At 30.1% G+C, this 25898-nt stretch carries 22 protein-coding genes and 2 pseudogenes; 6 read left to right on the forward strand and 18 right to left on the reverse strand.

Annotated elements, in window-relative coordinates; genetic code table 11:
* Nucleotides 1–27: 27 nt before the first annotated feature.
* Nucleotides 28–1263, reverse strand: coding sequence for an ABC transporter permease (locus EM932_RS10225; protein WP_135877091.1), 1236 nt, complete (start codon nucleotides 1261–1263; stop codon nucleotides 28–30).
* 8 nt (nucleotides 1264–1271) lie between these two features.
* Between EM932_RS10225 and EM932_RS10230 the strand changes: the two genes are divergently transcribed.
* On the forward strand, nucleotides 1272–2570 hold the full coding sequence (locus tag EM932_RS10230) for an exo-beta-N-acetylmuramidase NamZ family protein (protein ID WP_135877092.1): 1299 nt from the start codon (nucleotides 1272–1274) through the stop codon (nucleotides 2568–2570).
* Here EM932_RS10230 and EM932_RS10235 read toward each other — a convergent pair.
* From EM932_RS10235 to EM932_RS10255, 5 genes and pseudogenes are all read right to left on the reverse strand, one after another.
* Nucleotides 2567–3394: a glycerophosphodiester phosphodiesterase family protein gene (locus EM932_RS10235; protein WP_135877093.1), complete on the reverse strand. Its 828-nt coding sequence runs from the start codon at nucleotides 3392–3394 to the stop codon at nucleotides 2567–2569. The two genes, EM932_RS10230 and EM932_RS10235, sit on opposite strands and share 4 nt — an antisense overlap.
* 53 nt (nucleotides 3395–3447) lie before the next feature.
* Nucleotides 3448–4374, reverse strand: coding sequence for a hypothetical protein (locus EM932_RS10240; protein WP_135877094.1), 927 nt, complete (start codon nucleotides 4372–4374; stop codon nucleotides 3448–3450).
* Between the two features lie 16 nt (nucleotides 4375–4390).
* A pseudogene (locus EM932_RS10245) lies at nucleotides 4391–4756 on the reverse strand (DinB family protein); the annotation flags it as partial.
* A gap of 280 nt (nucleotides 4757–5036) precedes the next feature.
* Entirely contained in the window at nucleotides 5037–5873 is an 837-nt protein-coding gene (locus tag EM932_RS10250) for a sterol desaturase family protein (RefSeq protein ID WP_135877096.1), read from the reverse strand.
* 23 nt (nucleotides 5874–5896) lie between these two features.
* Entirely contained in the window at nucleotides 5897–6388 is a 492-nt protein-coding gene (locus EM932_RS10255; RefSeq protein WP_135877097.1) for a YkgJ family cysteine cluster protein, read from the reverse strand.
* A gap of 99 nt (nucleotides 6389–6487) precedes the next feature.
* On the opposite strand from EM932_RS10255, the gene EM932_RS10260 reads away from it, so the two are divergent.
* Together EM932_RS10260 and EM932_RS10265 are read left to right on the forward strand one after the other, a co-directional pair.
* Nucleotides 6488–7204, forward strand: a complete 717-nt coding sequence (locus tag EM932_RS10260; RefSeq protein WP_135877098.1) for a class I SAM-dependent methyltransferase — start codon at nucleotides 6488–6490, stop codon at nucleotides 7202–7204.
* Between the two features lie 199 nt (nucleotides 7205–7403).
* Nucleotides 7404–7598, forward strand: coding sequence for a hypothetical protein (locus EM932_RS10265; protein WP_135877099.1), 195 nt, complete (start codon nucleotides 7404–7406; stop codon nucleotides 7596–7598).
* Nucleotides 7599–7669: 71 nt separating this feature from the next.
* Here EM932_RS10265 and EM932_RS21220 read toward each other — a convergent pair.
* The 3 genes and pseudogenes from EM932_RS21220 to EM932_RS10280 form a co-directional block, all read right to left on the reverse strand.
* Nucleotides 7670–7765 (reverse strand): annotated as a pseudogene (locus tag EM932_RS21220) (DUF1287 domain-containing protein); the annotation flags it as partial.
* Between the two features lie 402 nt (nucleotides 7766–8167).
* On the reverse strand, nucleotides 8168–9904 hold the full coding sequence (locus EM932_RS10275; RefSeq protein ID WP_135877100.1) for a porin family protein: 1737 nt from the start codon (nucleotides 9902–9904) through the stop codon (nucleotides 8168–8170).
* A gap of 73 nt (nucleotides 9905–9977) precedes the next feature.
* On the reverse strand, nucleotides 9978–12998 hold the full coding sequence (locus EM932_RS10280; RefSeq protein ID WP_135877101.1) for a tetratricopeptide repeat protein: 3021 nt from the start codon (nucleotides 12996–12998) through the stop codon (nucleotides 9978–9980).
* Between the two features lie 348 nt (nucleotides 12999–13346).
* On the opposite strand from EM932_RS10280, the gene EM932_RS10285 reads away from it, so the two are divergent.
* Entirely contained in the window at nucleotides 13347–14030 is a 684-nt protein-coding gene (locus tag EM932_RS10285) for a cell division ATP-binding protein FtsE (RefSeq protein WP_135877102.1), read from the forward strand.
* A 31-nt stretch (nucleotides 14031–14061) separates the two neighbouring features.
* Here EM932_RS10285 and EM932_RS10290 read toward each other — a convergent pair whose 3' ends face one another.
* Both EM932_RS10290 and EM932_RS10295 read right to left on the reverse strand, forming a co-directional pair.
* A complete protein-coding gene (locus EM932_RS10290; RefSeq protein ID WP_135877103.1) occupies nucleotides 14062–15930 on the reverse strand; it encodes a S8 family serine peptidase in 1869 nt (622 codons plus the stop codon).
* A complete protein-coding gene (locus EM932_RS10295) occupies nucleotides 15917–16714 on the reverse strand; it encodes a hypothetical protein (RefSeq protein ID WP_135877104.1) in 798 nt (265 codons plus the stop codon). The genes EM932_RS10290 and EM932_RS10295 overlap by 14 nt, the downstream gene beginning before the upstream one ends.
* A gap of 306 nt (nucleotides 16715–17020) precedes the next feature.
* On the opposite strand from EM932_RS10295, the gene EM932_RS10300 reads away from it, so the two are divergent.
* On the forward strand, nucleotides 17021–17914 hold the full coding sequence (locus EM932_RS10300) for a glycosyltransferase family 2 protein (protein ID WP_135877105.1): 894 nt from the start codon (nucleotides 17021–17023) through the stop codon (nucleotides 17912–17914).
* Nucleotides 17915–17936: 22 nt separating this feature from the next.
* Here EM932_RS10300 and EM932_RS10305 read toward each other — a convergent pair whose 3' ends face one another.
* Both EM932_RS10305 and EM932_RS10310 read right to left on the reverse strand, forming a co-directional pair.
* On the reverse strand, nucleotides 17937–19016 hold the full coding sequence (locus tag EM932_RS10305) for a glycosyltransferase (RefSeq protein ID WP_135877106.1): 1080 nt from the start codon (nucleotides 19014–19016) through the stop codon (nucleotides 17937–17939).
* Nucleotides 19010–20107, reverse strand: coding sequence for a glycosyltransferase (locus EM932_RS10310; RefSeq protein ID WP_135877107.1), 1098 nt, complete (start codon nucleotides 20105–20107; stop codon nucleotides 19010–19012). Before EM932_RS10310 ends, EM932_RS10305 begins: the two co-directional genes overlap by 7 nt.
* Nucleotides 20108–20217: 110 nt before the next feature.
* Here EM932_RS10310 and EM932_RS10315 point away from each other — a divergent pair, with 110 nt between their 5' ends.
* The gene (locus EM932_RS10315; RefSeq protein ID WP_135877108.1) at nucleotides 20218–21147 is read left to right on the forward strand and encodes a glycosyltransferase family 2 protein; all 930 of its coding nucleotides are present in this window, start codon (nucleotides 20218–20220) and stop codon (nucleotides 21145–21147) included.
* Here the strand turns inward: EM932_RS10315 and EM932_RS10320 are convergent.
* The 5 genes from EM932_RS10320 to EM932_RS10340 all read right to left on the reverse strand — a co-directional run bounded on the left by EM932_RS10320 (nucleotide 21144) and on the right by EM932_RS10340 (nucleotide 25892).
* Nucleotides 21144–21551 carry a sugar 3,4-ketoisomerase gene (locus tag EM932_RS10320; RefSeq protein ID WP_135877109.1) on the reverse strand — a complete coding sequence of 136 codons (408 nt, stop codon included), beginning with the start codon at nucleotides 21549–21551 and terminating at the stop codon, nucleotides 21144–21146. The two genes, EM932_RS10315 and EM932_RS10320, sit on opposite strands and share 4 nt — an antisense overlap.
* Nucleotides 21535–22833, reverse strand: coding sequence for an O-antigen translocase (locus EM932_RS10325; RefSeq protein ID WP_135877110.1), 1299 nt, complete (start codon nucleotides 22831–22833; stop codon nucleotides 21535–21537). Before EM932_RS10325 ends, EM932_RS10320 begins: the two co-directional genes overlap by 17 nt.
* The gene (locus EM932_RS10330) at nucleotides 22834–23934 is read right to left on the reverse strand and encodes a DegT/DnrJ/EryC1/StrS family aminotransferase (RefSeq protein ID WP_135877111.1); all 1101 of its coding nucleotides are present in this window, start codon (nucleotides 23932–23934) and stop codon (nucleotides 22834–22836) included. It lies immediately after the preceding gene.
* Nucleotides 23931–24797, reverse strand: a complete 867-nt coding sequence (locus EM932_RS10335; protein ID WP_246041017.1) for a GNAT family N-acetyltransferase — start codon at nucleotides 24795–24797, stop codon at nucleotides 23931–23933. Before EM932_RS10335 ends, EM932_RS10330 begins: the two co-directional genes overlap by 4 nt.
* Before the next feature lie 150 nt (nucleotides 24798–24947).
* Nucleotides 24948–25892: a glycosyltransferase family 2 protein gene (locus EM932_RS10340; RefSeq protein WP_135877113.1), complete on the reverse strand. Its 945-nt coding sequence runs from the start codon at nucleotides 25890–25892 to the stop codon at nucleotides 24948–24950.
* Between the last annotated feature and the right edge of the window lie 6 nt (nucleotides 25893–25898).

Below are 25898 nucleotides of genomic sequence, written 5' to 3' on the forward strand. Positions count from 1 at the left end.
TGAAGTAATTCAAAAAAACGTAAACAACTATTGGAATCTAATAGCTTTTACTGGAGATATCTTTGTGATTATATAAGAAGGTATTAAAAGCATTAATAAGCAGAGTACAAGTGTTCCAACATTCAATGCCAAAACATAGCTAAAACTCAGGTAAACCGGTGCTTCGGCGACATAATATGTTTCTTCAGGAAGTGTGATAATTTTAAAATATTTCTGAACAAATAGAAACCCTAAGCCTATTATATTACCCCATAATAGGCCAATAAGAATTAAGTAAGAGGCATTATACAAAAACAATTTTCTAATGCTCCAATTATTACTTCCTATTGCTTTTAAAATCCCAATCATTTGTGAACGTTCTAAGATTAAAACAAGTAAAGCGGTTATCATATTAATACCTGCCACTAGTATCATGATACCAATAATACCATAAATATTTGTATCGAAAATTTGAATCCAATCAAAAATCGAAGCATATTTATGCTTAATGGTTTCAGAATTAAGTATTGAAGGTATATTTTTATATATTTCTATACCTTTTTCATCTATTTTATTGTAGTCGTTAATAAACACTTCAAAATTTCCAATTTGGTCATCTCCCCATCTATTTATTCTTTGTAAATGACGGATATCACCTATAACATAATTAGCGTCAAAATCTTGAAATCCTGAATTATATATTCCAACAATTTGGTAGGTGATTATATTTGTTAATTTTTCTGGATCATCTTTTCGAAACACCATTTGAAATGTTTCGTTAAGCTTTAATTGTAACCTATTAGCTAAATACTGAGATATTAAAACGTCTTCGTTTCTTTTTGTTGAATAATCCGGAAGTTTTCCTTCAATTAAAAAATCTTCAAAATAACTCCAATTATAATCTGCTCCTACACCTTTTAAATAAACACCTTCAAAATCAGTTTCCGTTCTAATAATACCAAACTTAGCTGCGACTCCTTGAATATGACTAACACCTTCTACGGACTTAAACTCAGGATAAAATTCTTGGTTTTTAGATATTGGGATAATACTTTCTTGTGAATTATTACTATCATATTTGGTGATAGTAACATGGCCATTGAACGCTACTACTTTATCTCTAATTTTTTGCTGTAAACCTACCCCAGTAGCTATAGCAATCATCATTACAACAATACCAATGGCAATTGCAGCAATTCCAATTTTTATTATTGGTGCCGATATACTACTTTTATACGCTTTACTACCAATAATGCGTTTAGCTATAAAAAATTCGTAATTCAAATTAATCAATGAGGTTTAATATTTTCAAAAATACAGTTTTATTATTTGTTTTTATAATGATTTCTTGTGCTTCTAAAGCAAAAAGTAAAATATCCCTTAAAAATGAGATTTCTTATACTAAAAAAAACGATAGTGTTATTATAGTTGGTGCTAATCAAACGGACAAATATTTATCGTTTTTAAATGGGAAACGTGTTGGTATTGTTGCAAATCAAACTTCTGTGATTTTTAAGAAAGAAAAAATAAAAGTTATGGATATTGATCCAGAAACTAATGAGCGATCTGTTGAGCATGTGGTCGAAAAAGATACTATGACTCATTTAGTTGATTCTTTAATGTCTTTAAAAATTGATATAAAAAAAGTATTTTCTCCAGAACATGGTTTTCGTGGTCGTGTAGATGCTGGCGAATTAGTTAAGGACGGTATTGATACTAAAACCAATCTACCTATAGTATCACTTTATGGAAAAAACAAAAAGCCTACTAAAGAGCAACTTGAAGGCTTGGATGTTGTTGTTTTTGATATTCAAGATGTTGGCGTTCGATTTTACACATATATTTCTACATTACACTATATTATGGAAGCTTGTTCTGAACAAGGAATTCCTGTTTTAGTATTAGACAGACCAAATCCAAACGGACATTATGTAGATGGTCCTACTTTAGAGATTAAGAATAAAAGTTTTCTAGGAATGCACCCGATTCCTTTGGTGCATGGTATGACAATTGGAGAATATGCACAAATGATTAATGGTGAAAAATGGTTAAAAAATGGGGAGCAATGCGGGTTAACTGTTATTACTATTAAGAATTATACGCATGATACTTTTTACAGCTTGCCTCTAAGGCCTTCTCCAAACTTGCCTAATGATCAAGCTATAAAATTATATCCTAGTCTAGGTCTTTTTGAAGGTACTAATGTGAATGCTGGTCGTGGTACTGAATTTCAATTTCAAAGATTTGGTGCTCCTTTTATAGACAAAACTGCACTTATATTTAGCTACACACCTGTTGCCAACTTTGGTGCTAAATATCCTAAACATAAAGGTGTTGTATGTTACGGTAAAGATTTAAAAAATGAAGAACTTAATGGTTTTATGACACTAAAATGGGTTATTGAAGCGTATCAAAATTCGACAGACAAATCAATGTTTTTCAATACAAATAACTTCACTAAACATGCGGGAACTGATAAATTACAAAAACAGATTGAAGCAGGTTTAAGTGAAACCGAAATTAAAGCAACTTGGCAAGATGCTTTGGAAAGTTTTAGGGAAACACGTAGTAAGTATTTAATATATGATTAGTCTTCAAGAATTTCAATTAATCTATTTGGATAATCTGTTATAATTCCATTTACTTCAAAATCAATCATTTTTTGAAGTTCTTCAACGTCATTTACCGTCCATGGAATGACTTTAAAGTTTTCTGCTTTAAGATTTTTTACTGTCTTTTTATTCAATAGTTTATAATATGGGCTAATAATTTCTGGTAAATAAGTCATGGCTGTTATTTTATTCCAGATATCTTTATCTTCTTCTACTAAAAGCGCTACTTCCATTTTTGGGGCTTGTTTTTTTATTTCTTCCAAAATACGTAAATCGAAACTTTGTAAATTCGTGTCAGCAAAAGCATTATTCTTCTTTATCACTTCCAGAACTAATTGCACAAAATCCCTTGGCCCAGGTGTATAAACGTCATCGTATTCAGGGCTGGACTTAATTTCGATATTAAATCTAATATTGGGGTTTAATAATTTTGATATTTTAATAACCTCATCTAAACTTGGTTTGTAAGTCTTAATTTTTTCTTGCTCAGGGAATCTGGAATAAAACTTTGTCCCACAATCAAACTGTTTGATACTGTCAAACGTCATTTGATATAAATTATATTTTTTATCATCCGATTCTGGTATCTCTTTTCCTTTATGATCTAAACAAATACTTCCATTCATATAAGGTTCATGAGATACCACTACAATATGGTCTTTTGAAACCGCCACATCCAATTCTAAAGTATGCACTCCTAACGCTATAGCCTTTTTAAATGCTGGTATGGTATTCTCTGGCATGAGTCCTCTACAACCTCTATGACCTTGAATATCTATAACTACTGACTCATTACAACTCATAAATAAATGAATAAAAAGTAAAAATATAATACGCCTAAGACAAATTAGCATTTTTAATCTTGTTTATTTTCTGATGCTAATTTAAGTCTATTATAAATGGGTTTAAAATCTATCATATATGTACCAACTGTTTCCCCCCAACTTGAAAAAAATAAATATTTTTTATCCTTGGTAACATAAGGCCCCCAATTCCATTTGGAAATACTATGTACTTCTTTTCCTAAATTAACTGGAGTTGTCCATGTATTATTATTTCTTTTAAAAGATATGAATAGATTCGAATTCCCATGGAAAGTATACGCGCCTCCTTTATTTAGTTCACCAAATAATAGAATCAAAAAGGACTCATCTGGCGAAACATAGAAATCAGACCAGTCTCCCTTAACATTAAATCCTAATCGTTTTATAAGGGTATCTGATTTGGTAGTAACTACATGAAAAACATCCTGAATCTTCTTATTTTCTTTAATTCCAGCTGAATAATAGTGACTATCTTCTTTAGGTGATTGCCAATAATGAGATTTCTCTATCGTTTTTTTAAATACCTTAGGTATTGCCCAACCTGTTCTTGTTTTTTTTGAGTATAACCCTTGTGGGGCTATTGTATCTTCATATTGAAAATATAATATCTTTTCGTTTCTTGATAATGCCGGCGCTCCAGAACTATCGGCAAAAATAGTTTGCGGTTTACTCCATTTACCTTTATTAAATTCAATTTTCATAATATGTGCTAAAGCATCTGGCTTAGACAATGTTGCATAACCATTTCTAACACCATAATATATTGATTTCCCATTCTTTGAAATAGCAATACGCTCTGTTGCCATATACCCTTTTTCTACATCAAAATTGACTAATACAGGTTTACCATTTGGTATGGAGTCTACTAATAAGTGTAAATACTTTGAGTCTTGTGCTAATACATTTTGAACCCCTAAAATAAGGGTTAAAATCAGTATACTATTTTTAATGTGTTTCACCGTAATTTATTTTTATCTATAATATTGGAGGTGTAACACCTTTCATACGCAAATAAGTGATCATTTGTCCACGGTGATGTGCGTTATGATTAAGTACATCAATAATTTTGTTTGTTAATTCTGTGGTTTCCTTAGCATGAGCAACAAAATTTAATAGATTATCAAATTGCTCATTAGCATATACTATTAATTCTTCTTTACTAAAACGATCTTCATTACCAGGTTCCCATTTAATAGGACTTCCTTTCATTAATTCAATATTCCATTCTATAGAGTATATGGCATGTGATGCTAGAGCCGTATATGAACGAACGTTTTCTACTGGCTTATATAAATAATCATTCTCTGGCATGGCTTCAATTACCTCTACTGTAAAAGATTTTGTTTTTTCTAAACGCTCCTTTTAATAATGATAGTGAGACTGCTGTTTATCAATATTTATAAATGCCATAAAAAAGAACATACTTATAAACTAATTACTATCGTTTTTAACTTCATATTTAAATAATTTTTATTCGTAATCAATTTTACGACTAAAAATCAAGTCTTTACATAACAAATGTGTTTTATAATAACACGCTTTAACTAAGAATAATAGTTTTATAATGAAAAATATAACAAAATGCTTTTTTATAGCAATCTCATAAAATTTAGGAGATATTTTACTCTCTTATGGAAGTCGTTGGTTTTATATATTTTTGAAATGGTTGTAATAATAAGTCCTTAATATTGCCATTTTTTGTTTCATCAGGAAACACATCAACCCCATAAATAATTTTGTCGGTATCTAATTTCATATAGGTTCCAAAAAGCCTATCCCAAACTGAAAAAATGTTACCATAATTAGAATCTGTATATGGTAGTTTGTAATGGTGATGAACTTTATGCATATCTGGTGATACTATAATATAGCTTAGTAAATGATCTACTTTTTTAGGCAGTTTTATATTGGCATGATTAAATTGTGTAGCTACAACCGATAGTGACTGATACAAAAAAACAAGTGCAATTGGTGTCCCTATTACAAATATGCCCAAAAGTGTAAAGACATAACGAATAAGGCTTTCTAAAGGATGATGCCTATTAGCCGTAGTGGTATCTACATGATGATCTGAATGGTGTACCAAATGCACCATCCATAATGGTTTTACTTTATGCTCAATTAAATGCGGTAAGTATGCACCAATACAATCAATTAAAAAGATTCCTAGAATGCCATATAACCATATTGGCATGTCTGGAAGCCAGTTTAGAATTCCAAAATTATTAGCAACTACCCAATCTGATGATTTTAAAAATACAAAAGCTAAAGGAAGATTTACAAGAATTGTTGTTAGCGTAAAAAACATGTTCGGTATGGCATGTTTCCATTTTTTGTAGCTTAATCCAAATAAGGGCATAATGCCTTCTATAATCCAAAAGAAGGTTAATCCTCCAACTATGATAATACCTCTATGTAATGGAGGTATGGTTTCAAAGTAATTTAAAATGGTTTCCAAATAGAATATTTTTACTAAATATACTATTTTATTCTTTTTTTCATGTTCTCTACAATGTTAAAAGCAGCAGGACACATAGCTACATTTTTTAAAGTTAGGTTTGATATTTGTTGAAACTTTTTTCTATCTGTATGCGGAAATTCTCTGCATGCCTTTGGTCTTACCTCATAAATAGAGCAATAATTATCTGTTCCCAAAAAAGTACAGGGAACGGTTTGTAATACATAATCATTGTCTTCATCAACTCGTAAATATTGATTTATAAACTGCTGTGGTTTTTGTTTGAAGTGTTTCGAAATCCGTTCAATATCTTTATCTGTGAATAATGGGCCAGTTGTTTTACAACAGTTCGCACATTCTAAACAGTCAGTACGTTCAAACTCGTCATCATGTAATTCTTGCATGATATAATCCAAATTCTTCGGTGGTTTCTTTTTTAACCTGGCAAAGAATTTTTTGTTTTCGTTATGCTTATCTTTGGCGAGCTTTGGAAGGTTTTTAATGATGTCTTGCATGGTGTAAAAATAAACAAACTTGTCTTTCTGAACGAAATGAAAAATCTAATTTATTACGAGATGTTTCGACCGCGCTCAACATGACACAAAACGTAACTTTTGAAAGATCTTTTCGGAAAAGCATTATTAGATTACCAAAACGGAAACTATACGGAGGATATTGTTACTTCTACAAGTATTTCTGACGAAGATAAATTACCCCTTCCTTATTTGTTTCGTGGTTTTAAAGGCATGCCTAGTTTAGAACAAAAAGCTTTAAAGTTAGCTAAAGGTTCTATTTTAGATGTGGGTTGTGGTTCTGGAAGTCATAGCTTGTATTTACAAAAAAAAGGCTTAAAAGTAAAAGCAATTGATATTTCTAAAGGCGCTATTGATGTTGCCAAACAACGAGGTATTATAAATGCTGAAAAAAAGAATGTTTTAGATGAAACCGAAACTTTTGATACTATTCTCCTGTTGATGAATGGTACAGGCATATTTCAAGAGTTATCTCAGGTTTCAAAGTACTTATCACATTTAAAAAGCCTTTTAAAAACTGGCGGACAAGTTTTAATTGATTCTTCCGATATAAAATATATGTACGAAGATGAAGATGGTGGCTTTTGGATGGATACTAATTCAAGCTATCATGGCGAACTTGATTATTTCTTAAGCTATAAGGGTGAAAGAGAATTGCCAATGAAGTGGCTTTATTTGGATTTTAACACATTGCGTTTGGCTTGTGACACTGTGGAGCTAAAATGTGAATTGATTTTAGAAGGTGAGCATTTTGATTATTTGGCGAGGTTAATTCCTGCGAAAGCAGGAATCTTATAATTTAAAAGGATATTATAATACAAACAAATTAATTTTATTAGCACAGATTAAATTTAAAATAGTAAATTTAAGTTTCTAATTAAAAAAAGAGAAAGTGCATAAATTTTTTAATAGACGAAAAACTATACTTGTTTTTTTTATTGCTGCGGTTATTTCAATTATTTATTTTTTATTTAACTACTTCAATAAAAATCTTTTAATGGAATATCTTTCAGATAATTTGTTGATTCAAACCCTCTTTCTATTTTTAGCAATTGCAGGCCTTATTAATATATTCTACCCTTTCACAATAAGAAAAGAATTAAACAAAAAAGATGTTGAACTTGAATTAAATAAATTTGAAGAAAATTTAATTGAAGATTTAGAATTCAAAAAACAGCTTGAAGATCTTTAATGACTAATTTCAACCCTATTAGGATCATTGCTGATCGATTTTTCAGCACCTTGTCTTTTTAAGGTAAATCATCAGTTTGGAACTCTTTTATTGTCAATATTTTTATCTGTAGTCTTTAAACAACCCCAAATTTTCAGATAGAAATTAAAATGAGCTTTCATATCCTTATAAACTTTTTTTGCAGATCGAGCCTCATTTTTCTATACACTCTAATGATCACATCTATACAAACACCTATTACTTGATGCATCTCCATTCGAGTAATCAATTGAGAAATAACTTGGGCGAGGTGACCTTTTTAACTCTAAAACACAATCAGAAAGCGTTAATTCTTGAACTACACTTTGAGCTATACCAAGATTGATAAAAACAAAATGATATTTAAAGTAACTTTTTCATAAATATAATAAAAGGCATTCCCGTTTTACTAAAATGAATTCAGCACAAGCACAAGAAGTCGCAGGAATGACACAAGATCCTGAAAATAAGTTAGAGGTTACATCATGAGATTTCTGCCTTATTGAAACTCGTTAATGATATGTTTCATGAGATCCCCACTTTCGTAAGGATTAGAAATCAAACTTATAAGTAGCCCCAGCTAAAAACTGAATGCTTTGTACTGGAAAACTTTGCCAGCGTTGATAAGCTTGATTATTAATATTATTAGCTTTTGCAAATACAGATAATTGATCGTTAATATGATACCCCAAATGCGCATTAGCATCAAAATAACTATCTAAAACAACAGTTTCAGATAGGGGGTCTGGAAGTAACGAACCTTCTAATACTAATTGATCTTTACGTTCTCCAACATAAAATAAATTAGCGCCTGCAAACCAATGCTCATTTATCTGATAATCTAAAAACAATGAACCTTTAATATCTGGCAAGTTCCAAGCCTCAGCTTCATCTTCTGTTGAATAACTAAAATACTCAGCTTTTAAGCCTAATTTAAAGTTTCTATTTACATCGACATTTATTTCTCCTGCAACTCCAAAAGTATCAACATCATCATATACAATTCCAAACGAGTTTCCGTAATCATAATCATTCTCTGGTATTAGATTTCTTATAATATTCGTTTTATAAAGGGCTTTACTTCTATCGGCTATATAAAGTCCACTAACATTATAACTCATGTTACTAGACAATTTTCCTTTTAAACCTATATAAGCATTGTATAATTGATCAGTAGGTGCTACAACTAAAGTTGGAGATACAAAAGGGTTCTCTGTAGCAAAATCATAATAAGAATTTTGAATTAAGTCACCTTCAATTCCTCCATAAGCAATTAAAATATCATTTACCAACCTATACGTGGCAGTGACATTAGGATAAATATAAATTTTACTTTCTCCAGACTCATTATCATTTAAATAAAACAGAGAGGCTCCAAGGTTTACGGTTAAATCATCTTGTTTCATTTCATAAGCTGATGAAATTCCTACTTGAAAATTCCCGTAATTTAATTCTGTATTCGTTAAATACGCCCTATCAAATGTTCCTCCTAAGTAGTCAAATCTAATATCAGTTGAAATCTCTACATCTCTAATTGGTAAATCAACCTTTGCTTTAGCTGTAAATCTATTTTCTCCAGAACCTTGATTATCCCCAAAACGTCTAAAAAAGAAACTTCCGGAATTAATATAAGTATCTTCAAAAGTAATGTCACCCCCAAAATGAGCACTAAAAAAAGAATGACCAACATCAATACCATCGGTTGTTGCCGCTGCAATCTGAGACTGAGGTACTCCATACCAATTATAACTTTGATGTATAAAACCTCCTTCAACATTCCATGCTAAATCTCTTAAACGAGATGAATAATTCACATTGATTTTAGAGTTAGAAAAATTATCATCAAAAGACAAATCCTCGATACCACCTTGCGATGAATGATGACTTACATAACCTCCTACACTTTCTGTTCTACTAATAGCATGATTTAAATATACTTCTCCTAAAATAGTTGTGTATGTCCCCACACCTAAGGTTGCATAATTATCAAATAGCTTTATTGGTTTTCTTTTTTCTACGATTGCAGCCTTGCCTTTTGCTGGTGTAAATGTAGATGCCACAGGAAATGAAAAAATATTGTATTTGATCGCCTTTTTAGTTTCTGTAGTTTCATCTTCTAAAGAAGGGATTTCTTTTACTTTAAATGCATCAGATATTGTTGGTGCATAAGGTTTCACAACATCAATAACTCCTGTGTTAATAGTATCATTTATTTTATCTTGTGAAAAGGAAACTGCAACACTTAATGTAATTGCTACGGTTAGTATATTTTTTATGTGCTTTCGCATATTTACTTTTTTGATTTATGATTGATGAGATGCCTAGACTATGCTCAGCATAACACTTTAACTTATAACAAAACTAATCTTCTGGTTGAATAGATGAATTGGTCTTAGCTTCTTCTGCTTTAATTTTTCTTAATTCGTCTTTAGCTTCGGAAACTACATCTTCAAACTCTGCAAAATTTTCAATAACACTTTCTAAAATATATGTGGCTTGAAACGCATCTCCCAAAGCATAAAAATTATTTGCCATAAGTACCAAACCTTTAGCGCTATAATACTTATAACCCGAAAAATCTTTAGCTAATCTCTGAACCGATTTATTAGAGGCTTCATGTTCTCCTTCTTTATTTTTGAAATAGGCATTGTAATATAAGGCTTCTGCAGCGGTTTCGCCAGTAGCTACTTTTTCTACCTTAGCATAAGCTGTTTTCGCTTTGTATTCGTCTCCTGTTTTTATAGCAGAACGTGCTATAATAATATGAGCGTCACTTTTTATTTTATTATCGATTTTTGAATTTCCTAATACTTTTTCGGCATAAGAAACTGCTTCATTATAATTTTTTAGTTGGTAATGTGCTTTCATCAAGTTTGATTGAGCAAATACTACGTTTTGCGGAAAATTTGCTTCTTCTTCAAGTCTTAACAATAATGGCATGGCCTTATTCCAACTTTTGGCTTCCAAAAAGTGTTGAGATAATCGAGATAGCGCTTCTTCTGTATATTCATTCTGCGATGTTTCTACTATATATTTATAATGAGGTGCTGCATTACCTGATAAATCCTTTTTATTATACAACTCAGCTATATAAAAATGGGCTTGTAATGCATGTAATCCGTTAGGAAATTCGTTTAAGTACCCATTAAATTGTTTAATAGCTTTATCTGTATTGCCATCTAAGTATTGTTTTTCGGCTGCTTCGTATGTGGCATTATCTAAATCTGTATCTGTAACCTCGACATAATCTAAAGATCGAACCCAAGTTGCATAATCATCAACACGTCCTAAATCTATATAAATTAATTTAGCAGTTGCCACGGATTGAACTGCTTCTGGTGTACCAGGATAGTCTCCTGCTACTTTTTTAAATTTAGTTAATGCGCGTTCGTTTTCACTCCCGTTGTAGTAAACTAATCCTTGGCGCAGTAATGATTTAGGTACAAACGAGCTCATTTTATATTCTGAATTCAAACGGTTGTAAGTCGCCATTGCTTTATCAGTTTCATTAGCTTTAACATATGAGTTACCTAACTCATACATGGCATCGTCTCTCAACTTTGACTTAGGATATTCTGAAACAAACTGTTCAAGTTCTTTTATTTTTTTTGAAGATTGTCCGCTATAACCTGCGCTGATCGCTTTTTGAAAAAATGGATAATCAGATTCTATTTCATTTAACTTAATTGCCTTATTATAAGCATTAATAGCACTTTTGTATTGACTGGAAACAAAATGGCCATCTCCCAATCTTAAATAGGCATCATTTAACCTTACTTTGTCTTCTTTTTTACTAGAAATAAATTGATTGAAATATTTAGTTGATTCACCATAATTTTTCAATTTAAAATAAGCATAAGCCAAATTATAATCTATATTTTCAATTTCTGGTGTTGATGAAGATGCTGGTTGCTGCTGAAAGTCCTTAAACCCCACTAAAGCTTCATCATAATTAGTTAAACTATAATCCACTTCTGCTTTCCAAAATGTCGATCGAGCCGTATATTTTGGGTCTCTTGGTTCTTTTAAAGATTGAGAAAAAAGCGATTCTGCCTCTAAATAATTATTATCATTATAAAGCTCTAACCCTCTATAAAATGCCACTTTTTGATAAGCTACTTTATTTTCAAAACTCTTTTTTCCTTCTAATAATTTAAGAGCCTCTTCATAGTTTTTCGATGTGATATAAGAATCTATTAACAGTGTCTCAATTTCTTCCTTATAATTTGTATCTGGATATTTATCTAAATAGCCAGCTAAAACTTGGGGTGCTGATTGATATGGATTTCCTATTTCGTAACTAATCTTTGCATAATTTAACCAAGCGTCTTCTTGAATTCTTAAATCAAAATCCATTTGGGAAGCATACCTAAAAGCATTTAATGCTTCTTGTTTTTTATCAAGATTAATATAACTTTCTCCTAAATGATAATAGGCATTCTGAGCAATTGAATTATTACCACCTATTATTTTGTTAAACTCCGAAATAGCATTCTCGTAGTTTTTCTGCTTATAATGCGCATACCCTAACTGATAAAAGTCTGTATTATTCCATTTGCCTTTTTTCCCTTTATACGCTGTTAAGTGAGGAATAGCTTCTGCGTATTTTTCTAAATTAAAGTAGCTCTCCCCTATTATTTTTGAAAGTTCTGATACTTCTGTTTCGTCACTCTCATCTAATCTATCCTCAGCAAGTTTTATTGCTTTTTCAAAATTCCCCAATTTAAAGTTTAGATCCGCTTGATAATATGATAGTTTTTCTTTGTAACGCTCTTGGTCGCTTACCTGATCGAAATACTCATTAGCCTTATCATAATCATCTCCTTCATATGCCATAAAACCTATGTAATACTTAGCTTGTGAACCAAATTCCTGAGAATTCTCCACGCGTACTAAATATTTTCTTGCTTCTTTATATTGTTTCGTAGAAAATGCCGAATATCCATTATTGAAATTGAATTTTTCCTTTTCTTTTCTAGCTAAAGCATTCTCATCTACTTTATCATACCACTTTCTTGCATGGGCATATTTAGAGTTTTCAAAATAATAATCTGCTACATCAACAAAAGCAGTGTTTCTTTTTGTGCTTGTTGGGTAGTCTTTTACATAATCTTCTACTAACTGGTCTGCGTTTTGCTGATTTAAACGCACTGCACAATTTGCAATATAATATGCGCAATCAGACTGCAAAATTTCTTCTTTAGCAGTTTTCTTTACATTAGCAAATAAAGATTTTGCTGCAAGATACTGTTGATTGTTGTAAAGGGATAATGCTTTTTGGTAATCAACTAAATTGCTGGTATAAGTAGCTGATTGTTGTGCTATAATATGTAAACTAAAACTAATAGCCACCAAAAGAGAGACAATGCTTTTTTTAGTCATTAACGGTTTGTTTTTAATTTAAAATCAAAGATAAATAAAGAATTCTTTATTTTAGATTTCCAATTTCACCCAGTGAATAAAAGGAAATAGCAAACTTAATAGAAACCCTGATGTTTTACATCAAAAAGCTCCTTTTTATTCGATATAAAGTTAATAACGTAATAATCGTGCCATAATTATAAGACGGCTAATTAAATGTTAAAAAGGTTAAAATATTGAAGGTAAAAATAATAGCACTAAACAGTTATTTAATATATAAAAACTCTGCCATAACAATAAAAATTATGCCTTATGGTTTGTTATGTTAAACATTAAACTTTAAACTTGTAACTTTAAACTCATCCTTTTATGTCAAAACCTATTTTACAATTAAAAGACGCTTCTATTTTTCAAGGTGAAAGTCTAGTACTTTCAAACGTTAATGTTGAAATTAATAAAGGCGATTTTGTGTACTTAATTGGAAAAACAGGAACTGGGAAAAGTAGTTTTATGAAAACGCTTTATGGCGATTTACCGCTAACCGAAGGTGAAGGTCATATTGTAGATTATGATTTAAAACACCTTACAGAAAAAGAAATCCCTTTTTTAAGACGAAAATTAGGTGTTGTTTTTCAAGATTTTAAATTGCTTACAGATAGAACTATTAATGATAATTTATTATTTGTTTTAAAAGCTACTGGCTGGAAAGACAAAACAGAAATGGATACACGTGTTGAAAAAGTTTTGGCAAAGGTTGATATGAAAACAAAAGGTTTTAAATATCCGCATGAGCTATCAGGTGGTGAACAGCAACGTGTTGCTATTGCCAGAGCTTTACTTAATAACCCTGAACTTATTCTTGCCGATGAGCCTACTGGGAATTTAGATCCGCAAACCAGTGTGGAGGTTATGGAGGTGCTACAAGACATTAATAAAAATGGAAATACCATTTTAATGGCGACTCATGATTATGCTTTGCTGCTTAAATATCCTAGCAAGACTCTTAAATGTGATGAGAATGCGGTTTATGAAGTGGTGCAGAGGAAAGGTTAAAACTGCCTGATTACTCAGACAGTTTTTCAAGTTATTCTTTTATGATTTTTCTATCAATAATATATCCCGTTTTGGTTCTGATTTTTATAAAATATATTCCCGAATTAAATTTTGACATATTTATCTGTAATTGATTATAATTTAAATCTTTTACATGGTAAACTGATTTACCTGTAATATCAGAAATAGTAATTTCGTTTAAACCATCTTTATTAATTATATTTAAAGCACCTGTTGTTGGATTAGGAAAAACCAATAATCTATTCTCACTACTTTCCAAAATGTTTCCTTCAATACTATTAATTTTAGTTTTTGTGTTTTTAGAAGAACTGGGCGGAGGCAGGCAGTCTAAAGCTAAGTTACTATCTATACTTAAATCTATATAACCTCCAGTACTTGGGTGATAGTCTCCGCTTAAAACCTCAATATTATTTCTTGCATTAAACTTTAGTTTTGAACCACCAGTAACATCGTTATTGGTCATTTTTATTTCATAGGGTGCAGTTTCTAATTTATAAAACCAAGGACGGTACAGGATTCTATCTTTAACCTCTACTGTTCCAAAGGCATCTGCCATATCTTTTGCCATTTTCACAGCTTCATAAGCATCTAATTTTCCAGCCCCTAATTTTCCATAATACTGTATATTCTGGGGTAAATGGTCTATTTTAACAGCAGTTAATTTTAAAATAGTTTCTACTTCTTTGGGATCGATACAATAATTTACATCAAACATTAGTGCAACAGTTCCAGATACCATAGGAGCAGCAAAAGAGGTACCATAATAATCCTGATTATATTGTCCATAAGGTCCTCCCCATTCTCGATTAGCAACCAATACACCATAAGCAGGAGCCACAATATCAATAGAATCATTATGCTGATAGCTTCCTATTTGTCCATTCTTTAAATATGCATGTGAGTCTACAAAGGTCTCCGTAGACCCAGAAATGTAATTTTTATGTCCTACAGCTGAAACTGAAATGACATCTTTATACGACGCTGGTATATAATAATTAGTGGAATTACTACCTGAGTCTAAACCATTACCTGCCGCCGCCACTACCACAACGCCTCTGTCATTAATACCTTCATAAACAATTGGAGTTATCGATGGAGGGGAAAATGAACTCAATCCCCAACTTGCATTAACTACTTTGACACCTGCCATCTGAGAAAGAGCATCTAAACCATCACTACGTGATTTGGCAGCTGCATAAATTTTAGCATAAAAACCTATAGCAGACATACCAATTCCATTATCTGTATTCGCTGATGCCATTGAAGATACATATGTACCATGATTAGCATTGTTAGTTCCAGTTGCATTAGGATTATTATTTCCATAAACCACCTCTATACGATTCAAAAGATCCTCATGATTAGTATTAAAATCATTATCTGCAATCCCTATAATTACATTATTGGAGCCACCATTCGCAATATCTAAAAGATCCCAAGTTTCAGGAGCTCTTATATAATTTAATTCTTCCTGATCTATACCCGTATACCCTCCTGTTGTACCAAAATCGTTAGGTACATATAAAGTTTGAGCAGAAGCATCCTCAACTCTTGGATAAAATTGTTTAAATCTATCATATAATTGATTCATAAGCTTCAAATCATTACATTCAATCAAATAAATATTTTGCAATGAGCTTTTGTTAGAATTATCAAATACTTTTTTACAATTATATATTTTATAAGAGTTTACAAGTTTATCTAATTCTCTATTCTGGGTTTTAGAATATGTCATTCTTGCGCCACTCGCACTATGCGTCATAACTGGAATTTTATTTACATCGGGTATCTCAACATAAAAAGAAAAATTTTCTTGCCCAAAAGCAATACTACCTATTAAAAAGAATAAGGCTAAAAAAATATTATTATTTGTTTTCATAACTTAAATTTTTTTTGAGCAACTCAACTTCCTTTTTAAGTTCAATAGTGTAAAGGGTCAACTCTTCAATTTTTTGTAGAAGTAACTTATTCATTTGCCCAAGTTCAATACCATTTTCTTCAACATCCTTAGCACTTGGAACATCTTTTAAATGTCCATTTTCATTAATGTAATTTTCGACTTCTTCTAGAGTTGGCAATTCATAATTAGATTCAAATACAAAGTCTGCCCAATTGGTATACACTTTTACTGACTCTGCTCTTACATGACCATTTACAGATAATTTATATTCTTTGTTTCCATCGGAAACGTCTATATAAGTTGTAGTGCCAATACCTATATTTCCTTTAAAATCAACATCATTATTAGCATCAATAGCTATGGCATAGCCATCATCAGAGACTTTCGCATCGTGTTCTATTTTAAACTTAGAACCATCACTATTGTCAATACCTAAGGACCAATCTAGCGTTCCTGCTCCCATAGCCAACCTTATATCACCAGAGCCAGCTTGCCCCATATACATACCTTCCCATGGGACACTTGTGTCTGTGAAAAGATATATATCACTCAGATTAAAAATAGCTGATTTTCCATTGGTATTAAATACAACATTTTTATTATTAGGGTCTGCATCATTCCCACCTATGGATGGATTCCCTATAATAATTTTTCCATTGAGATCAACACCTCCATTTCCATTGGCAAGAACACCATTTTCGTCTGTAACTTGAGAATAAGAAAACATTGTGATTAAAAAACTTAACAAAAATATTTTTTTCATGATAGATTATATTAAAAATTAATAAATCTAAAATTAAGTGATTAGTATTTTATTGTAAGATAAAAATCATTATTTTAAGAACTAATCTTACTTTTTTTCAAATCCTGCTGTGGAAAACCCATAATTTTGTATATTTTAATACTACCTTTCAGTTCAAAAAAGTAACTTACATTGTTATTCAAATAATTCCTTTAGTTTTGGGTAAAATTTTCAGTAAATGAATAATCTATTTTTCTGTATAACTAACCAAACATTAAAATGTGATGAAAATCAGGTTTATGAGGTAGTGCAGCGTAAAAATTAATCATGCTTTCAATATTAATACCAACATATAATTATAATATTACCAATCTTGTTTATACTCTTCATAAACAAGCAACTCAAGCTAAAATTGAGTTTGAGATAATTTGTTTGGATGATAAATCAAATGAAAATATTTTTAAGACCAACATAGTGGTTAATAAACTTCCTAATGTTGTATATAAAGAATCAGAGGCAAATAATGGTATTGCAATAACCAGACAGCATTTATGTGATTTTGCAAAATATGAATGGATTTTACTTATTGATGCTGATATGGAATTAAAGGACGACACATTCATTGTTAATTATTTAAATGCCTTAAATTCAGGATTCAATGTTATTTTTGGAGGTATAAATTATAAAAACAAGAAACCTCATAAAAGCAGCTTACTCAGATGGAAATATGGTAAACAATATGAAGAAGTTACCGCTAAAAGACGTAACACAAAACCCTACAAGATAACTTCTGCAGCGAACATACTGATCAAAAAAAAACTATACAAATATTTTACTCTAGATTCTATCGGAAACTCATATGGGATGGATATTTTTTTTGGACCTCAATTGAAATTAAATAACATTCCCGTATTACACATAAATAATGGCGTTTATCATTTAGGATTAGAAAATAGTATCACATATTTAAATAAAACAGAATTTGCAGTAAATACATTACTAAATCTTGATTCTGAAAACAAAATTGAAATACATGAAAATGATTTACTTGCTAAGTTTACATTGCTAAAAAACACAAAATTAAACTTTTTACTTGCTTTTATTTTTAAGATATTTAAAAAACCTATAAAGAAAAACCTCCAAAGTAACTACCCCATAATAATATTGCTTCAACTTTATAAGATTTCTTATATGTGCTATTCTGATTTAAAGAATAAATAACAGAATTGTTTTTATTTCCAAACTATATTGATTGAAATAATTCATGCCATACCCTCATAATTTCAGTTAATTTGTAGGCTTTCATACTTTCTTTCGCTGCTTTTGAAATTCTTTTCATCTCATTTTTATTTTCAATCAGCATAATTAATTTATTTGCATAGTTTTCAAAATTATCTTTTTGAATTAGAAACCCATTTTCCTTATCATGAATATAACTTTTAGGCCCTAAAGTATTTTCAAAAGCAATCACAGGTAAGCCACACGACATCGCTTCTGTTACGGCTAACCCAAACGGTTCGTATCTAGATGTATTTACTAATATAGAGGCTCCTAAATAAATACTTTTTATATCCTTTACAGGCTTAAAGAATTGTACTTTAGTTGTAATATTTAGCTTTTGGGAAAGCCTTATTAAATCGTCATGAGCCCCTTCCCCGTATATGTTTAAAACCCAATCTGGATGTTTTTTAGAAACTAGACTCCATATTTTAATTAATTTATCGTAACCTTTTTGATAAGAGAATCTTCCAACCGCAATAACCACCTTGTTTTCTAAAGAACTACTCGTATCATTTGTTTTGAAACCTATAGGATTAGGAATAACCTTAAAATTCTTAATGTTTCTATTTTTATTTGTATGTTGGTATACAATTATCCACTTATACCTACTTACTCCTAAAGAAAAAAAGAAAAATGATAGTTTGAGTTTTAAATTTCCTTTTAAGCTAGGTTCTTTTGCATTTTTACTATTATGGTTTTCATAAACTAGCGGTATTCTATTTTTTAAGAAAAAAGGCAATAGAGAACCTTTTAATCCATTATCACAATTAATAATAATATCTGGATTAATAGTTTCTATTTTTTTATTAAGCTTAGTTCTATATCCAAATAAACCTTGTAATCTTTGATCTTTTCTATCTAAATCATGAATTTGAATCTTTTTATGAAAAGGAAAAAATAAATTATTGGAATCGCCATTGGTATTAATCATATGAATTTCATAAGAAAACATTTCTACTAAATAATTTAATTTTACAGAAAGCACTCTTGCTACACCACCCGAAGTATTTAAATTAGTTGCTATATAAAGTAGTCTTAACACGTTTTATCAATATTCATTAATTCTAACCATTGTTTCCCTATTGCTTCTAATGAAAAGCTCTCAACACTAGACAAAGTTTTAGATTTGCACTGTTTATACAATTCTTTATCTTGTATAAATAAATTCATAGCATCTGTTAAACTATTAATATTCTGATCTTCAACTAACAATCCATTTTCTTTATCAATAATAATTTCACTTGGTCCAGTTTTGCAATTAAACGATACTACTGGTGTCTCACATGCCAAAGCTTCTAACATTACCATAGGCATACCTTCATGCAAACTTGATAAGACAAAAAACTTTGCTCTTTTTATATACTTATATGGGTTATTTTTAAAACCTAATAAATGAACTAAGTTGGCAACTCCATTTTGCTGAGCTATATTAATTAAAGCTTTTCTTCTAGAACCGTCTCCAAGAATAACTAAAGCAACATTTTCACTAGGAAGTATCGATTTAGAATAAGCATATATAAGCTTATCAAATTGCTTAACATTTGTGTCATATTGTCCTACACCAATCATATATTCAAACTCTAAAGAAATTTCGGTAGCTGCTTTTTCTCTTACTTCTTGAATATCTATAGGATTGTAAATAGTTATAACATTATTTAAACCATGCTTTTTTTCAATCATTCTTTGCATGTCATGTGTGATAGAGACCATTTTAAAAGAATTCGCATACATCATTTTGGTTAAAAATGTTTGATCTGGCATATAACTATTTAGTTTAGCACTATGCACCGTAAAAATAGTCTTAGCGTTATATACAAATTTAGCAACTAATAATTCTTGAATAGGCTTGATACGAAATCTAAAATCGATTATAAAATCAAATTTATGCTCTTTTAAATATTTTTTTAAAGCTACTAAACGCTTAATTTTATTAAAAACGCCATTAGTTTTATTCTTTAGTTTTCCTAAGTTTACTACAGTTCCAGAATAAGGATACCCAATATCATCAAGTACTATAATATTATGAACATCCAAACCCTTTTCATGAAAAAAAACAGATAAAATAGCGGCAACTCGTTCAGCTCCTCCTCTATTTAATCTATACCCTACTAAAGCTATCTTTTTTTTACTCAATGTACTTTCTTATAAGAATTATCAAAAATAACTGTTTATTTTTATTAACTTAAAATATTGTTTATTAAATATAAAAATTACATTTATGGCCATATAATATAACCCTGTATATGATTCTTTTATCTGTTCATATTTTAACATACAATAGTGAAAAGTATATTGAAAAAACACTACTATCTATAATAAAACAAAAAGTCGATTTTGATTATGAAATCGTTATTGGGGATGATCTTTCTACAGATAAAACCTTAGATGTTATTAATCGGTATAAATCAATTTATCCAGAACTTCTCAATATAAAACGCAATGAATCACAACTTGGCATTTTAAAAAACTTTAAAATGACACTAGATAGATGTAAAGGACAATATGTTTTTGATATTGCGGGGGACGACCTACTAAAGCATGAGTATGCGCTTCAAAAAATGGTCAATGCTTTTAAGAAAGATCCTAATTTAGGGTTTATAGATTGTGGTTTCGACAGATTAAATGATAAGAATAATAACATAAGCCCTTTTAAAAACAAAAAAATAATCAATGCTTCGAAAAAGGCATACACACAAGCTGTTTTATTAGGAAAAATAATACCCGTAGGCATTTGCTACAATAGAGAGCGTCTTAGTCAACACGTTAATTTTAATACTTATATAGACATGAATTTAACAATTGAGGATTACCCAATTCTTGTTGATATGATCATGCATACAAAATTTCATAGAATTAATGAGTCTTTAGTTATTTATCGAGTTCATGACGATTCGTATTCGCACAAAAAGACTTTTGAAAATCATTTTTTTCTAAACAACCAAATGAGGTCTCTATTTAACTATTTCTCAAATAAGTATAGCTTTCCAGAAGATATTATAGAGAAATTCCATACCAATTCTTATAAAGAGCTTCTATTTTTTGCAGCCTATTTTGAAAAAAAAGAACTAGGAAAAGATACATTCAAAAAGCTAAAATCAAAAAGTATAAAAGATTGGATACACTATTGGGCTAGTCAAAGTAAACTTTTTCGAAAGTTAGTCTCAATAGTTTAAAAATTATAATCAAGATATTCTTGAAAGTCCTCAATATAATCGTCAGCCTTATATACATCGGAAGCCACTACTAAACATACTGCTCCAGATGAAAAATTTTCCAACTCACGCCAAATGCCTGGTGTTATTAATAGACCTTTAGATGGATTATTTAGAGTTATTCTACTTTCGTTTTTACCATCTTTAACAATAACATCAAAACTCCCACTTAAGGCTATTAAGAACTGACTAAGTTCTTTATGTGCATGCCCTCCTCTATTTGAGCCACTTGGCACATCAAAGAGGTAATAAACTCTTTCCATCTTAAAGGGAATCACTTCTTTTTCTATAACAGCAAGATTACCTCTAGGGTCAGTAATTTTGGGAATATTTAAAGTCTTTAAATCTTTAATCTGTGCTTTCATCAATACTCTTATGTTTTTTAAAAATTTTTGACACTAATAATAATACAATTATTAAATATATTAAATAACGTAAAAAATGAGCAAAAACAATGCCCTCAACTCCCATTTTTTCAACAAAATATACACCTAATACATACAACAAAATATAAGAAATAACTTCGGTTACTATAAAAAGTTTCCATAATTTCTGAGCAATAAATTGATAGGCTATAACAACTGCTATAATTTTAACAATGTCGCCTAACAATTGCCATTTAAATAAGTCCCCCATCGGTAAGAATTCTTCTGAAAATAAAAGTCTGATTAAATGTTCTCTAAAACAATATAATATAATAAACATAAACCCAAATAATGGGAGTATTAATTTATATATTCTTTTTAATTCTATTAAAAAGACCTTCAAACTGTTCATTTTGGCATACTTCGGCAATATATATAAAGAGTAAACACCTGTCATAAATGACAAGTAATAGTTAGATAAACCCGACATAGAAGTCCAATAACCAGCTTCTTCGACAGATAGGTGATTAATTAAGTAGTTTCTGAGTTGAAGGTCTACAATATTACTAAAAAATACAGCTGCACAAGACATAATAATAAATGCGAAGAGTGCATTCTTATAAAATGCATAAAACCTTATTTTTAAATTGGTAAACAATAACAAACTGTTTCTTGCAAAAAACAATAGGGTTAGCAATTGAGCTATAGGTGTAAAAGTTATCGCCAATAAAACCCCAGAAATCTTATAAAACGACACTGTGAATATTATAACAATTGTAACAATGGTATATGTAGAAAAGGTGACTATGGTAGCCTTTTTATAATTTGATTTCCCGTTTATTATAGCAAGGCATAAATTATAGACCGCCGTAAAAGGCATGGTCAACGCCAGAATTACAAAAAGATAATCGTATTGTTCAGTTTTAAAAAGAAATTGACTCCAATAAGAAGCCCAAAAAAACAATATAAAACAGACAATAATACTTCCTACAATACTATATGCTAAGGAGGTAGCATATAATTTTTTAAGCTCCACATCATCATTTTTAAATTGTGATTGATATTTTAGTACTCCTTGATCAATCCCAACGGTGGAACCAAGACCGAATAATGCCAAGGCATTTCTTAAATTACCAACCAAAGCAAGTCCATTGGGTCCTAAATAAATAGCTATAAGTTTTTGAGACACTAGTCCTAAAAGTGATCTTAACAGGACACCAATAGAATTTACCGAAAAAAGTTTAAGTAAGAATATATTTTTATGTTCTTTAAGCGATCTCAATTAAAAAGAATTAATTAAAGTACTTATCTTAAAAATTTCTTCTTCTTTTAAACCAGAATGTAAGGGGAGGCTCAATATTTCTTTATGAAGCTGTTCTGTGACTGGTAATTTATAATCCATCAATTCTTTATAAGCCGATTGCTTGTGTACGGCTATCGGGTAATGAATTAACGTTTCTACGCCATTTTTGTACAAATAATCCTTAAGCTGATCTCTTTTTTTACTTCTAATAACAAAAATATGAAAAACATGCTGATTCATATTCTCAAAAAATGGCAGCAAAACATTATCCGAATCGATATTGTCAAGATAGTATTTGGCAATTTCTCTTCTTTTATTATTGTCGAAATCTAAATGTTTCAATTTTATTCTTAAAAAAGCAGCCTGTAACTCATCTAACCGACAATTAGATCCTTTTAAATCGTACTTATATGTAGATATTCTTCCATAATTTCTTAATTTAAAAATAACTTCAGCTAATGCTTTATTATTAGTAGTTATAGCTCCTGCATCTCCTAAAGCGCCTAAGTTTTTAGTAGGATAAAAACTAAAAGCTGCTGCATTAGAAAGGTTTCCAGCAAAACGACCATCAGAATACACAGCACCGTGTGCTTGAGCAGCATCTTCAACAAGCAATAAATTATATTTTCTAGAAATACGTTCTAACTCTTTAACATCATACAATTGCCCATACAAGTGCACCCCTAAAACTGCTTTTGTTTTAGTATTTATAGAAGCTTTTATTTTTGACATATCTATATTATATGTTTTAGAACATGGTTCTATCAAAACAGGTTTTAGACCTGTATTATTAATTGCTAAAATAGACGCTATATAAGTATTTGCAGGCACTAGAACCTCATCTCCAATTGATAGTAGTCCCATTTCTTTATATCCTTCAAAAATTAATTGCAATGCATCAAGACCACTACTTACCCCTATACAATATTTTGTACCACAATATGAAGAAAATTCATTTTCAAACTTAGAAACCTGTTCCCCTAAGATATAATGTCCTGAGTTTAAAAAACCTTCAAAAGCCCTTTTCAATTCGACTTCATGATTTTTATTAACTAATTTTAAATCTAAAAATTTGATCATATCAATACCTCCTTTAGCAATGTATAATTAGCTACTTCTATTTCATAAAAATCGTGAACCACAGATGAGGCCCCAAAACTTTGTTTCCATTGTAATAACCCCTCATTAACATTCATACCTTGATTTTCATTAGAAATCCCAAAATCAAAATAAACTTTATTCTTATATACGTTAGAAATCAATTGGTCTATAAGATAATCTAAAGCTCCTTTATTGTTATTTTTTGTTGAAATATATTGAGCATGAGCTACATTTTTAGTCTCAAAAACAGTACACCCAGCAAACAATTCATCTTCAAAATACACATTATATTGCTTAATATGATCTGGAAATCTTTCATGCAACTTTGTAATCTCTAATAATGTATGAACTGGCTCAACATCAAATTTTGATTTTAAATTAGGAGTTAAAATTTCATTCCAAAAAGAAGCTATATCTCCATTTGAAATAAAATTCAAATCAGAACTCTTTGCCAATTTTAATCGCCGTTTACGCAAATTTGAAATCTCTAACTTATTTGCTAATGGTATGGCCATAGAAACATCTTTTCTAAATAGCTTGGCTTTCAAAATGAACAGAAAATAATCCACTTCATCTGAAGGTCTAAGGTTATAAATTTTAGGTAATTGTTTAAAAACAAATGTATCAATATTGTTTTCTGAAAGAAATTTTAAAAGATTACAAACGCATTCTAAAACATTTTGAAAAGAAATCTTATCTGGTAAAATCAAACTTCCATAACTTAATCCTTTATGAGAATACAGGGTTTGCTCTTCTATATTAGCAGGAAGCATAGCAATCAATTTTTCATTATGAAATATCAATAATGAAAAATCTGTGAATCTATCAGAATGATATTCCATGAAGTCTCTATGGAATAAAAAAGTGGCATTTTTTGACTCTGCTACAAACTTGTTCCAAAGACTTTTATATTCTGGATTATATCTCTTTATTGTAAAAATGATATTATAATTTAAAATGATTAATAAGTACTATTATATACAAACTGAAAATTAATCGTGCTTTTTAATATTTGTTTTATCAATAATATATAAAGGTCGATCTTTTATATTATTGTTTATTCGACTAACATATTCACCAATAATACCAATTGAGAACAGTTGAATTCCCCCAATAAACATAAAGCTTACAATTAAGGATGACCATCCTGTAACGGTTTCTTTTAAAACATAATGGGCAAATAATGTGTATATGATAATCATAAAAGAGAGAAATGATATTATAAACCCTAACCTGCTTACTAATGCTAAAGGTTTATCGGAAAAACCAGTGACAGCATCAATGGCTAACCGTAACATTTTACTATATGAATATGCAGATTTACCATTTTTACGACTATCCCGATCAAACAACACATAAGTTTGCTTAAGTCCTATCCAGGCAATCTGCCCTCTCAAAAACTTATTTTGCTCTGGCATTTTATTTAAAACGTTCACTATTTTTCTATCTAAAAGCCTATAATCGCCTGTGTCTAATGGAATTTCAATTTGCGCTATTTTCTTCAAAATCCTATAAAATAACTTTGAGGTTACTTTTTTCAATATTGATTCGCCATCTCTAAATTGTCTTTTGGCGTAAACCACATCAAACCCGTTTTGATATTTTTCATAAAGTTTTGGGATAAGTTCTGGGGGGTCTTGCAAATCTCCATCAATTATTACAACACATTTCCCTTTGCAAAATTCTAATCCAGCCGATACTGCTATTTGATGACCAAAATTTCTACTAAAGTTAATATAGAATACATTTTTATCACTTTCTGAAAGCTTGAGTAATTCGATAAAAGAATTATCTGAACTTCCATCATTAACAAAGATAAATTCGTATTTTTCAGTAAAGTTTGTTACAGATAAAATTAAACGGTTATAAAGTTCAAAAATATTACCTTGCTCATTATAAATAGGAATTACAACAGAAATATCTTTCTTTTCTTCCATTATTAA

Origin of the sequence: Flavivirga rizhaonensis (genome assembly GCF_004791695.1) — a bacterium.
Taxonomy (GTDB): domain Bacteria; phylum Bacteroidota; class Bacteroidia; order Flavobacteriales; family Flavobacteriaceae; genus Flavivirga; species Flavivirga rizhaonensis.

Coding starts and splice junctions, on each gene's coding strand:
- EM932_RS10230 (WP_135877092.1), top strand. CDS start 1,272: ATGAGGTTTAATATTTTCAAAAATACAGTTTTATTATTTGTTTTTATA.
- EM932_RS10235 (WP_135877093.1), bottom strand. CDS start 3,394: ATGAGTTGTAATGAGTCAGTAGTTATAGATATTCAAGGTCATAGAGGT.
- EM932_RS10255 (WP_135877097.1), bottom strand. CDS start 6,388: ATGCAAGACATCATTAAAAACCTTCCAAAGCTCGCCAAAGATAAGCAT.
- EM932_RS10265 (WP_135877099.1), top strand. CDS start 7,404: ATGGAATATCTTTCAGATAATTTGTTGATTCAAACCCTCTTTCTATTT.
- EM932_RS10275 (WP_135877100.1), bottom strand. CDS start 9,904: ATGCGAAAGCACATAAAAAATATACTAACCGTAGCAATTACATTAAGT.
- EM932_RS10280 (WP_135877101.1), bottom strand. CDS start 12,998: ATGACTAAAAAAAGCATTGTCTCTCTTTTGGTGGCTATTAGTTTTAGT.
- EM932_RS10285 (WP_135877102.1), top strand. CDS start 13,347: ATGTCAAAACCTATTTTACAATTAAAAGACGCTTCTATTTTTCAAGGT.
- EM932_RS10290 (WP_135877103.1), bottom strand. CDS start 15,930: ATGAAAACAAATAATAATATTTTTTTAGCCTTATTCTTTTTAATAGGT.
- EM932_RS10295 (WP_135877104.1), bottom strand. CDS start 16,714: ATGAAAAAAATATTTTTGTTAAGTTTTTTAATCACAATGTTTTCTTAT.
- EM932_RS10300 (WP_135877105.1), top strand. CDS start 17,021: ATGCTTTCAATATTAATACCAACATATAATTATAATATTACCAATCTT.
- EM932_RS10315 (WP_135877108.1), top strand. CDS start 20,218: ATGATTCTTTTATCTGTTCATATTTTAACATACAATAGTGAAAAGTAT.
- EM932_RS10320 (WP_135877109.1), bottom strand. CDS start 21,551: ATGAAAGCACAGATTAAAGATTTAAAGACTTTAAATATTCCCAAAATT.
- EM932_RS10330 (WP_135877111.1), bottom strand. CDS start 23,934: ATGATCAAATTTTTAGATTTAAAATTAGTTAATAAAAATCATGAAGTC.
- EM932_RS10335 (WP_246041017.1), bottom strand. CDS start 24,797: ATGGAATATCATTCTGATAGATTCACAGATTTTTCATTATTGATATTT.
- EM932_RS10340 (WP_135877113.1), bottom strand. CDS start 25,892: ATGGAAGAAAAGAAAGATATTTCTGTTGTAATTCCTATTTATAATGAG.